Source organism: Bradyrhizobium sp. (assembly GCF_019244115.1).
In the GTDB taxonomy this organism is placed as follows: domain Bacteria; phylum Pseudomonadota; class Alphaproteobacteria; order Rhizobiales; family Xanthobacteraceae; genus Bradyrhizobium.
The window spans coordinates 1-11388 of sequence record NZ_JAFATE010000588.1 but is presented as its reverse complement, the minus strand read 5'-3'; the positions used below and the strand labels follow the sequence as shown (position 1 = coordinate 11388).

The 11388-nt window shown below is 64.6% G+C and carries 8 protein-coding genes and 2 pseudogenes; 6 read left to right on the top strand and 4 right to left on the bottom strand.

Annotation, left to right across the window (positions count from 1 at the left end):
• The 4 genes and pseudogenes from JOZ76_RS26235 to JOZ76_RS26220 form a co-directional block, all read left to right on the top strand.
• On the top strand, positions 1-785 hold a 785-nt coding region (locus JOZ76_RS26235), incomplete at its 5' end, for a penicillin-binding transpeptidase domain-containing protein (RefSeq protein ID WP_291703564.1).
• 141 nt (positions 786-926) lie between these two features.
• Positions 927-2058 (top strand): peptide chain release factor 2 gene (gene prfB / locus JOZ76_RS26230; RefSeq protein WP_291703562.1). Its coding sequence is split into 2 segments (ribosomal slippage): positions 927-995 and positions 997-2058, totalling 1131 coding nucleotides; the frame shifts between segments, so codons are not numbered across the junction.
• A 3-nt stretch (positions 2059-2061) separates the two neighbouring features.
• A complete protein-coding gene (locus tag JOZ76_RS26225; RefSeq protein ID WP_291703560.1) occupies positions 2062-2940 on the top strand; it encodes an NAD(P)-dependent oxidoreductase in 879 nt (292 codons plus the stop codon).
• 99 nt (positions 2941-3039) lie between these two features.
• A pseudogene (locus JOZ76_RS26220) lies at positions 3040-3189 on the top strand (EamA family transporter); the annotation flags it as partial.
• A 64-nt stretch (positions 3190-3253) separates the two neighbouring features.
• Here JOZ76_RS26220 and JOZ76_RS26215 read toward each other — a convergent pair.
• Positions 3254-5338 carry a carbamoyltransferase C-terminal domain-containing protein gene (locus tag JOZ76_RS26215; protein WP_291703558.1) on the bottom strand — a complete coding sequence of 695 codons (2085 nt, stop codon included), beginning with the start codon at positions 5336-5338 and terminating at the stop codon, positions 3254-3256.
• A 150-nt stretch (positions 5339-5488) separates the two neighbouring features.
• Complete coding sequence (gene upp, locus JOZ76_RS26210) at positions 5489-6124, bottom strand: uracil phosphoribosyltransferase (protein ID WP_291703556.1); 636 nt, start codon at positions 6122-6124, stop codon at positions 5489-5491.
• A gap of 155 nt (positions 6125-6279) precedes the next feature.
• On the opposite strand from upp, the gene JOZ76_RS26205 reads away from it, so the two are divergent.
• Positions 6280-7515 carry an ABC transporter substrate-binding protein gene (locus JOZ76_RS26205; RefSeq protein WP_291703554.1) on the top strand — a complete coding sequence of 412 codons (1236 nt, stop codon included), beginning with the start codon at positions 6280-6282 and terminating at the stop codon, positions 7513-7515.
• A gap of 144 nt (positions 7516-7659) precedes the next feature.
• Here the strand turns inward: JOZ76_RS26205 and JOZ76_RS26200 are convergent, their stop codons facing one another.
• Positions 7660-9027: a peptidoglycan DD-metalloendopeptidase family protein gene (locus tag JOZ76_RS26200; RefSeq protein WP_291703552.1), complete on the bottom strand. Its 1368-nt coding sequence runs from the start codon at positions 9025-9027 to the stop codon at positions 7660-7662.
• Between the two features lie 101 nt (positions 9028-9128).
• Positions 9129-9827 carry a peroxiredoxin gene (locus JOZ76_RS38625; protein WP_291703549.1) on the bottom strand — a complete coding sequence of 233 codons (699 nt, stop codon included), beginning with the start codon at positions 9825-9827 and terminating at the stop codon, positions 9129-9131.
• A 206-nt stretch (positions 9828-10033) separates the two neighbouring features.
• Between JOZ76_RS38625 and JOZ76_RS26190 the strand changes: the two are divergent.
• Positions 10034-11388: pseudogene (locus JOZ76_RS26190) on the top strand (hypothetical protein); the annotation flags it as partial.

The window sequence follows — 11388 nt, the reverse complement described above, 5'->3', positions numbered from 1 at the left end:
TTTATGACGAGTTGCCCAATTACCTGTCCTACTCCTTGGGCGCCGGCGAGACCACGGCGCTGCGCATGGTCACGGCCTATTCGATGATCGCCAATGGCGGGCGGCGGGTGAAGCCGACCCTGATCGACCGCATCCAGGACCGTTATGGCCACACCATCTTCAAGCATGACGCGCGCGAATGCCGCGGCTGCGACGCGCCCGACGGCTGGCATAATCAGCCCGAGCCGCAGCTCGTCGATCGTCGCGAGCAGGTGCTCGACACCATGACCGCCTACCAGATCACGTCCATGCTGGAATATGTGGTGCAGGCCGGCACCGCGACCGTGGTCAGGGAGGTCGGCAAGCCGATCGCCGGCAAGACCGGCACCACCAACGAGGCCAAGGATGCCTGGTTCGTCGGCTTCTCGCCCGACGTCGCCGTCGCCATTTACATGGGCTACGACAAGCCGCGAACGCTCGGACGGGGCAATGCCGCCACCGGTGGCCATCTCGCTGCGCCCATCGCCCGCGATTTCTTCAAGCTCGCACTGGCCGACAAGGCGGCGATTCCGTTCAAGGTGCCGGCCGGTATCAAGCTGGTGCGGGTCGATGCCAAGACCGGCATGCGCGCCGGGCCGGGCGATACCGGCCGGACGATTCTCGAGGCGTTCAAGCCGGGTACGGCGCCACCGGATAACTACTCCGTCATCGGAGTCGCCGACGCCGATCCGAATCGCATGATGCCACCGGGCGCGCCGCCTGACGCCGGAACCATCATGCGCCCGGGCACCGGCGGGCTGTACTAGCCCGACGGTGAGGCGCTGCCGCTGCCATCCGCAGAAAACGCACGCGCTTTGCCGCGTGCGGATTGCACTTCGCAGCTTGCGACGCTAAATCCCCCCTTCACACGGCGGCGCGTTTGTGCCGCCACTCTCCAAGAGAAGTCCATGCGCGCCGAAGTCGAGAGACTCGTAGAAGAGATCAAGCAGTCGGTCGGGCTGCTGAGGAGGCATCTTTGACGTCGAGCAATCGACGGCGCGGCTCGCCGAGCTGAACAAGCTCGCCGAAGATCCCAATCTCTGGAACGATCCCCAAAAGGCCCAGAAGCTGATGCAGGAGCGCACCTCGCTGGAGGATGCGCTGTCGGGCATTGGCAAGGTCGAGCGCGAGCTCGAGGATAATGTCGGCATGATCGAGCTCGGCGAGGCCGAGAACGATCAGGGCGTCATTGCCGAGGCGGAAGCCGCGCTCAAGGAGCTGAAGAAGGAGGTCGCGCGGCGCGAGCTGGAGGCGCTGCTGTCCGGCGAGGCCGACAAGTTCGATTCCTATCTCGAAGTCCACGCCGGCGCCGGCGGCACCGAGAGCCAGGACTGGGCCGAGATGCTGCTCCGCATGTACACGCGCTGGGCCGAGAAGCACGGTTTCAAGGTCGAGTATCTCGAAGAATCGCAGGGCGAAGAGGCGGGCATCAAATCCGCCACGATCCAGATCTCGGGCCACAATGCCTATGGCTGGCTGAAGACGGAGGCGGGCGTGCATCGCCTCGTGCGCATCTCGCCGTTCGATTCCAATGCGCGCCGGCACACCTCCTTCTCGTCGGTACAGATCTTTCCCGTGATCGACGACTCGATCAAGATCGACATCAAGGAAGCCGACGTACGGACCGACACCATGCGCTCGGGGGGCGCCGGCGGCCAGCACGTCAACAAGACCGAATCCGCGGTGCGGCTGACGCACATTCCCACCGGCATTGCTGTAGTCTGCCAGGCGGGCCGCTCGCAGCACAAGAACCGCGCGCAGGCCTGGGACATGCTGCGCGCGCGGCTTTATGAGATTGAGTTGAAGAAGCGCGAGGAGAAGGCCGCCGCCGAGCAGGCGGCCAAGACCGACATCGGCTGGGGCCACCAGATCCGCTCCTACGTGCTGCAGCCCTATCAGATGGTGAAGGATCTGCGCACCGGCGTGCAGACCTCCGACACATCAGGCGTGCTCGACGGCGATCTCGACGAGTTCATGGCCGCAACCCTGGCGCAGCGCGCCTTCGGCACGCCCGGCGCCGACATCGAAGACGTGGATTAGGCCATGCCTCGCCTTGCGTTCATCGGCCTTGGACGCATGGGACACGGCATGGCCGCCCGCACCATCGAAGCGGGCTTTGAGGTCAGCGTCTGGAACCGCAGCAAGGGGAAGGCCGAAGAGCTGATCGGGCGCGGTGCGCGCTGGGCGACGTCGCCCGCGGACGCGGCGATCGACGCCGATGCCGTGATCACCATGGTCGCCGATGATGAGGCCTCGCAGAGCGTCTGGCTCGGCGAGAATGGCGCGGGCACCACCGCAAAACCCGGGACGCTCGCGATCGAATGCTCGACCGTGTCCTATGGTCACGCGCTTGCGCTTGCCGGCGAATTGCGCAGCCGGGGCCTCATCTATATCGACTGTCCTGTGACTGGATTGCCCGATGCCGCGGCGAGCGGAAAGCTGACGCTCCTCGTTGGGGCCGAGGCTGCGGACCTGGAGCGCGCACGGCCGTTTCTTGAACCGCTCGGTAGCACGATCCGGCATTTCGGCGCGGTCGGCAGCGGGACCGTGTTCAAGTTGATCAACAATTTGATGGGCGCGGTGCAGATCGCGAGCCTTGCCGAGGGCGTTGCGATCGCCGAGCAGGCCGGTCTCGACATGACGATCGTGGCCGAATCGCTGGCGAGCGGCGCGGTGGCCAGCCCGCAGGTGATCCGTCACTCCAAGCGCATGATCGCGCGCGATTTCGCCGGCGCGTCGTTCACCGCGGCGCTGCGCCGGAAAGACGCGGCCTATGCGGTTGCGCTGGCCGAAACGTTGCTGCCGGGCGTCCCGGTCGCGCGCGCGGCGCTTGCGGCTTACGATGCAGCGAAGTCGTTTGCGCCCGATGACGACGAAGGCAGGATGATCGAGATCGTTTCGCGGCCGAAGCCGGCGACCTGATCAAGGTTCGCGCTCACAGCTCTCATATTCACGGAAATCGGGTGGACAGACGATCTGGCGTCCGGCACGGCCTCCGTTCAACGCGACGGATGAGCAGCCATGACCTCGAACGACGGCCGGATCGATGCCAGGGATTTTGCGTTCGGAGTGCTCTCGGTGTTGTGGGTCGGATCGTTTTTCTTCAACGGCCTCGCCTTGAAGGGGTTTCCGCCGCTCACCCTCGTCCTGTTGCGCGTTGCACTGGCTGCGTGCGGGGGATTTTTCGGGGCGCTTGCGATCGGCAGTGCCTTGCTCATGATCGACGGGCGTGTACTCAACCTGGCATGCTGATCGAGTGTGTGGCCTTCCAGCGCACATACCAGTCGCGGAACCGGCCGCTGTCCCGCTCGCCGCCGTGCCAGGCCGCGGTGACCGCGCCGTCGCCTGCAACCATGAACACCGCGTCCAGTCCCTTGGAGCGGCCGAGCGTGGCGATGGCCTGCTCCGGCGTCTGCGCGATGGGACCGGCGACATTGAACGAGGTGTTGACACTCATCTCCACGCCGATGCGGCGTCCGAGCGCCTTGAGATAAGCGTAGGTGAGGGGATCATCGTCTTCCCTGACGATCTGGATACGGCCGGTGCCGTCGGCATGGACCACGGCGGGAATCTTGCCCCGTGCGTGCTGCTTCGCCTGTGCGGTCAGCACCATGTAGTTATAAGCGTTGTAGTCGTCGTCGGACGCGCCCTCGTGCAGTTCGAAATGCTCCTGCGCGGCCTCGAGCGTCGCCATCGGCGCCAGCGGCCGGATCGCCTCGCGGTATTTGACCCGCGCATTGAGCAATTCGCGGACGCCGCCATCGCAGGGATTGGCGAGGATCGAGCGATGGCCGAGCGCGCGCGGCCCGGTCTCCGCCGAACCCTGATAAAGCGCGATGACGCCACCGTCGGCCACGATCGTGGCCATCAGGTCGGCGATTCCATCGCGGCCTTCCTGCGTCAAAACCTCTCCGATCACCGTGGAGGCGGTGTCGTCACTGCGAACCGCCGTTTCGATCTCCTCACGTGAGGGCGGCAGGCCGCAATAAAAGGCGTGGCGCATCGGCGCGCCGCGCGGGGCGCCCATAAGATGTGCAAACAGCCAGGCCGCGCCGATCGTGACGCCGGCATCGCCGGGCACCGGGGGCACCCAGAGATGCAGGCGTGCCTTGCGCTTCTGGTATTCGGCAAACCACGCCTCGTCAAAGTGCTCCAGCAGCCGCATGTTGCCGACCGCATTGAGCGCAACGCCGCCGGTCAGCACCAGGCGGTGGGCACCGGTTGCGCGAAGCAGGCGGTCGACCACATGGATGATCGCGTCCTCGAACACCATCTGCGTCGCGGCCGCCTTGTCGAGCCGCTCCCTGGTCTCCGGCCGATGCTCGATCTCCTCGACCCGCAACACCGCGTCGGGATTCCAGAGCTGCGATGGCTTCAGCGGCTCGCCCAGAATGTCGATCAGCGGCTTCTTGTAGGGATGTTCGAACGGGTCAGCGTACCAGTTGGCCATCGCGCGGTTGAGGCGGATCTCGCGACCGGCGCTGAACTGCAGCACCTGCTTCAACCGCCTGTAATACGGATTGGTCGCGCGGTCCATGTCGCCCCAGGCGGCCGCGCCCATGTAGCGGCCCTCTGACGACAGCCAGGTCCAGCCGCCCTGGGTCGAGGAGATCACGCTGTAGAACGCGCCGAGCGAGTCGAACATGCTGTCGTTGCAGTAGATCTTCCGCATCTCGCCATTGCGGACCACGTAGAGCGAGATCGAGCCGCGGTCGCCGGTGCCGTCGAGCACCGCGATGGCTGTTGCTTCGCCGTCGTCGGCGAACGGCGAGGCCGCGTAGGAGAACCAGGCGTGATTATCGTGATGCGGCATCGTGATCAGCGGCACGCGCTTGGAAAGCCCGAGCTGGCGCGCCAAAATCTTTGGCGTGCGCGTCATCTGGTCGAGCCGGCGGCCGTCGAAACCGGCGGCCTCGGTGAAACGCGCGAGCCGGAAACTCTGCGGCGCCTCTTCGAGCAGCGTGCGGGCCAGCGTGCCGGCAAGTGCCGGATAGTCCCAGGTGGTGAGCCAGGCAAAAATGTCGCGCCCGTCGCTCCCCATCTGCTTGAGCGCTGATACCATCGCATCGATCGAGGCTTGCGGATATTCTGTCGTGTGCTTGTGGCCGGAAAAGCGCTCTTCCTCGTTGTTGAGGATCAGCCGCGGACCGTTCTCTCTGGTGACCTCGACCAGTGCGACGCCGGAATTATGCGTCCCCGGCGCACCGAGACCGGCGAGATAGATCGTCTCGCCACGCGCGAGCTTTTTCCGCGCCTGAGCCAGCCGTTTTCTGGCAAACCTTGAGCCGAGCCGATGAAAGCCGGCGCGGGAAAAGAGCACCGTCGCAAGCCATTCACCCGCGCGAAATCCGCAGGCGCCGAGCCTCGGGTGTCGCGGTCCAATGCGGACGTTCGCTGGCAACGCGGTGTGTTGCAAAGTATCTGTTCCACCGGCAGCCGCGATCAGGCGCGGGCTGCCAAAATCCTCTGATCACTTGGTCCCGTACATCCGATCTCCGGCATCACCAAGGCCGGGCACGATATAGCCATGGTCATTCAGCCGTTCGTCGATCGCGGCGGTCCAGATCGGGATGTCCGGATGCCTGACGTGAAACTGTGCAATCCCCTCAGGTGCAGCCAGGAGGCACACGAAACGGATGTCGCGCCCGCCACGCGCTTTCAAGAGGCTTGCCGCGGCGATGGCGGAGTTGCCGGTCGCCAGCATCGGGTCCATCAGGATCGTGGTGCGGTCGGAGAGGTCCTGCGGCGCCTTGAAATAATATTCGACCGCCTCCAGCGTCTGCGGATTGCGATAGAGCCCGACATGGGCGACGCGCGCCGAGGGCACCAGCGCCAGCATGCCGTCAAGAAAGCCGACCCCGGCGCGCAGGATCGGCGCCAAGGTGAGCTTCTTGCCGGCGATTTTGGGGGCCTGCATCGGCGACAGCGGGGTCTCGATCTCGACCATCTCCAGCGGCAGGTCGCGCGTGACCTCGTAACAGAGCAGCATCCCGATCTCGTTGAGCAACTCGCGAAAGCCCTTGGTCGAGCGGTCCCTCTCACGCATCAGCGACAGCTTGTGCTGGACCAGCGGGTGGTTCACCAGATGGACGTCAGGGGCTGTCATGGTCAGCGGCTCTCTCGTTTCGAGCGGGGAATTCGGCTCCAATGCATCAATCACAAATGGGACCGGCCAACAATGCCGTTTCGCGCTGCGGTATCGCTTGCCTGAGCGGGCCCGGCTTGCGACAGTCGGCGCAAAAATTCGAACGGGAGAAAGCCATGCCGATGAGATTTGCGGGCTTGCGTCTGGTCACGATCGCCGCCATCGCGAGCCTGGTGGCGGCCGGCGTTCACGCCGAGCCGAAGTACGACCCCGGCGCCAACGGCACCGAGATCAAGGTCGGCAACATCATGCCCTATAGCGGGCCGGCCTCCTCCTATGCCGTGATCGGCAAGACGGAAGCGGCCTATTTCGACAAGATCAATGCCGAGGGCGGCATCAACGGCCGCAAAATCAAGTTCATCTCCTATGACGATGCCTACAGCCCGCCGAAGGCGATCGAGCAGGCGCGCAAGCTCGTCGAGGACGACGAGGTGCTGTTGATCTTCCAGCCGCTCGGCACGCCTTCGAACTCGGCGATCCAGAAATACATGAATGCCAAGCGGGTGCCGCAGCTCTTCGTCGCCTCCGGCGCCACCAAATGGGGCGATCCGAAAAGCTTTCCGTGGACCATGGGCTGGCAGCCCAACTACCAAAGTGAAGGGCGCATCTACGCAAAATACATCCTGGAGCATTTCCCGGACGCCAGGATCGCAGTGTTCTGGCAGAACGACGACGCCGGCAAGGACCAGGTCAAGGGTCTTCGCGATGGGCTCGGTGACAAGGCGGGCATGATCATCGCCGACAAGTCCTATGAGGTGAGCGATCCCTCGATCGATTCACAGATCGTCGCGCTCCGGGATTCCGGCGCCGACACGTTCTTTTCGTGGGCCGCGCCAAAGGGGTCGGCGCAGGCGATCCGCAAGGTCGGCGAGCTCGGCTGGAAGCCGCGCTTCTTCCTGGCCAATGTCTCGGCGTCAGTCGCCGGCGTGCTCAAGCCGGCGGGATTGCAGTATGCAAAGGACATCATCTCGTCGCATTATCTGAAGGATCCGACCGATCCCTCGTGGAAGGATGATCCGGGCATCACGACGTGGCGAGCCTTCATGGACAAATATTACCCGAGCGGCGATCAGGTCGACCTGAACGCGGTCTATGGCTACGCCGCCGCGCAGACCATGGTTCAGGTGCTGAAACAATGCGGCGACGATCTGACGCGCGAGAACGTCATGCGGCAGGCGGCCAATCTGAAGAACTTTTCAAGCGACGTGATGTTGCCGGGCATCAAGGTCAACACCTCGCCGGATGACTTCTTTCCAATCGAGCAGATGCAGCTGATGCAGTTCGACGGCCGGGCCTGGCATCTGTTTGGCGACGTGCTGACCGGCGAAGTCGGCCACCAGATGGGGCATTAGGGTCGTCATGGCCGGGCTTGGCCCGGCCATCCACGTCTTTCCTTTTTCGCGGCTCCGAAGACGTGGATGCCCGCGACAAGCGCGGGCATGACGACGTGGTGGCAATTGGACGCACAGATCGCACCGAACCCGCGGCGCGCCAGATTACCCCGCGCTCAGCCGCACGCCGGCGCGCAAAAACTTCTGCGGATCGACTGCTTCGCCGTCGATCCGCGTCTCATAATGCAGATGCGGACCGGTCGAGCGGCCGGTCGAGCCGACTGCGCCGACCACCTGGCCGATCTTGATCTGGTCGCCGATCTTGACGTGGATCTCGGAGAGATGGCCGTAGCGGGTCGACAGGCCGTTGCCGTGATCGATCTCGACCATGCGCCCGTAGCCGCCGCTCCATCCGGCCGAGACCACTTTGCCATTGGCGGTGGCGCGCACCGGGTCGCCCATCGAGGCGCGGAAGTCGAGGCCGGTATGCATCGCCGGCCGGCCCAGAAACGGGTCGCTGCGCACGCCGAAACCGGAGGTGAATTCGACTTCGCCGACCACGGGCTTGCGATAAGGCACGAGCGTCAGGGTGCGGTTCAGCCGCTCCATCTGGCTGCGCGCGAGATTGATGCGATAGAGCTGCCGCTCGAACGGGCCGGCGTCGCCCGGAAGTCGCACGGGCACGAAAGGCCCGCCGACGCCCGCGCGCGGCGTTGCGGCCTCCAGCTGCGCCATGTCGAGGCCGAGATCGGTGATAACCCCGCGCATGCGCCGCACCCGCGATTCCACGCCGTCTTCGACCGCGCCCAGTGCCGCGACCTGCCGGCGCTCGACCTGGTCGAGCGAACTCTGCAGGCGGACCAGAACGTTGTCGACGCCCTGGAGTTTTGCGAAGTGGCTGGCCGGTGGTGCTGACACAACCGGGGCCCGCGATTCGAGCCGCGCCTCTCGATCCGGCGGCGCGACGAAGATCACGGTGTCGCTGATCGGCGAGGGTTTTGCCGCCGTCGGGCTTGCCTCGGAGGCGGCAGTGCCGCGCGCGGGCGGCCGGACCGAACCGGTCACATCGGGAATCGAACCGAGTGCGGTCGCGCGCTGCTCGAGCGCCGATTGCCGGCGCATGATCTGCTCGAGCTTCTGGTCGAACTGCTCCTGGTCGAGCAACTGGCGGCTGGTGGTGCGATCGACCTTGGCGCGCAGTTCGGCGATACGGTCTTCGTAGGAATATTGCATTTCGGCCTGACGCGCGATCAGGCGGGTGAGCACGTCGTCGCGAAACGCGAAATAAGTGGCGGTTGCCGCCGACCACAGGCCGAGCAGCACGACAGTGCCAACCGCGATCCAGAACAGCACGGGGCCGATGCGAATCTGCTTGCCGGCATGCACGAGGGTATAGCCGTCCACCGCCGAGGCGGTCGGGCGCGGCATCGGTGCCGCGATGGCGCTTGCCGTACGCCGCTGCTGCAGCGGACGGCCATGGTTGTGGGCGTGATGTTGGGGATATTCTGAATATTGACCGGAACGATGCGACATCGGCACTCCCGCGCCGGTCGGATCGAAAATTCCGTACGGCCAAAATTGCAGGAGCGATTTGAGCCGCCGATGGTTAATTTTTCTCCAATGAAGTCCTCGATTCAGAGTGTTCGCGCAAAAGCCAGTACTTCTTCGGCGTGCCCATCGACCCGGACATTGCGCCAGACCTTGGCGATGCGCCCCTTCGCGTCGATCAGCACCGTGGTCCTGATGATGCCGAGGAAGCTCTTGCCATACATCGATTTTTCGCCCCAGGCGCCATACGCCTCCAGCATCTCGCGCCGTTCATCCGAGAGCAGAGGAACCGCAAGCTTGTGCTTGTCGCGAAATGACTCCTGCGCCTTCAGCGAATCGGCCGAAATACCCAGGACCGCGGTTCCATCTTTGGCGAAGGCGCCGGCGAGGCGGGTGAAATCGATTGCTTCCTTGGTGCAGCCGGGTGTGTTGGCCCGCGGATAGAAGAACAGCACCAGCTTTTTGCCCGCAAAATCCTGCAGCGAGACCGAACTGCCGCCATCGCGTGGCAAGATGAACGAAGGCGCCATGGCGCCCTCGACGAGGCGTGCCGGGTTGGACGAAGGCGTGGCGGACGTCTTGGTCGCGGCCTTCGCCTTGGCTTGAACCGCCCGGGCGGGACTCGCGGAGGTCGCCCGCTTCGCTGAGGTGTTGCGGGCAGCGGTCTTCGTGGCGGACGTTCTCCGGCCCTTTACGGACTTTGCAGCCCTTAACGGCGACGATCTGGCCGCGCTCCCTCCGCGGTCTCCGAGCTTTGATGAATTCTTACGGGATTTCTTGGACATACGCCTTCCTTTCGTCGCTTTCGCTGGCTCAATCATTGGGGTATTGAAAGAGTTGTTCGGCAGGCTGGAATCAATTCGGCGGCTGGGCAAGAGCTGCGGCCTCGGAGTATGCTTGGAGTGTTTACGACGCACCCGCCTGTTCGGCCGTTGAACAGACTGCCTCGGCGGAGAGTGGGCTTACGGGATAACCTTTAGGATTGGCAGCGATGCCTGCACTGGAACGCCCGCATCCCGTCGACGGGCGTCTTGGCGCAAGCGGCCAGCCTACTAACGAGCGCCGGCACCGAGAGGCAATGGCAAGAAACAGGTCGGCCCAAGGCCTAGACTCACAGACCCTGGATTCTCCCGGTCATGGCGACGGCCAGAGCCGCGCGTGGAATGACGCCGATTGGGACGGGGACCAGGACGACGCCGACGGCCGCCGCGCGCGCCGCCTGCTTTCCAAGTCGAACTCCAGCCTCCATCGCGTTATCGACACCCTGTCCACGCTGCAGCGATGGGGTGCCGGCTCTCGCTGGGTCAAGCGTTTGGGTGTCGCACTGGCGGTGCTCCTGGTCATCTTCACCACTTCGTTCGGCGTGGTGTGGTGGCTGCTTGGCGCTGGTCCGATCAACGTCGACTTCTTTACGCCATGGCTTGTGGCTGCGATCGAGGACAATATCGGCCATGGCAACACCGTCGAGGTGGGTGGCACGCAGATCGAGCGCGCGGGCCGAATCCGGATCGCGGTTCGCATCCGCGACATCATCGTTCGCGACCAAGACCATGCCATTGTGGCAAGCGCCCCCAAGGCCGAAGTCCGGCTGTCCGGCAACGCCTTGTTGATGGGACGGCTTCGCGCCGAGAGCCTCAATCTGGTCGATGCGGTGCTCGCGATTCGCATTACGCCGGACGGAAATGTCACGGTGTCGACCGGCGACACCGCAAAGCCGCTTGCGACCGGCGTGACCAGGAAATCGCCGGCTGGCGCGCCGCCGGCCGCGGGGAGCGTTCCGGGCGGCGTTGCGCAGCAGCCGGCGCCTGCGACAGGCTCCTCCAACACGGGGCCGAGTGGGCTTCTGGCCGGGCTCGACTGGCTCGATAGCCTCAGTCTGACCGGTCTCGACGGTCAGAACCTCAACGAGATCGGCTTGAAAAACGGCGTGCTGGTCGTGGACGATCAGCAGCGTGGCAACAAATGGACGTTCGACAATATCAGCCTCAGCCTGCGTCGCCCGCACGGTGGCGGCGTGGTGCTTTCCGTCGGCGAGGAAGGAAAGCGCGCGTGGTCGCTGCGCGTCGTGGTCGGGCCACCGGAAAACGGCGTGCGCACCGTCGACGTCAGAGCCGACAAGCTCAGGACCTCCAACATCCTGCTGGCGCTGCGGCTGAAGGACATGACCTACAACGCCGACCTGCCGTTGTCAGGCGAGGTGAAGGGCGAAATCAGCCGCGATGGGCTGCCGACCTATCTGCACGGCAAGCTGACGATCGGCCCCGGAACCATCATCGATACCGACACGCCGGATTATCCGATGGCCATCGACCAGGCGGAGATGAGCCTGGAATGGGATGCAAACCG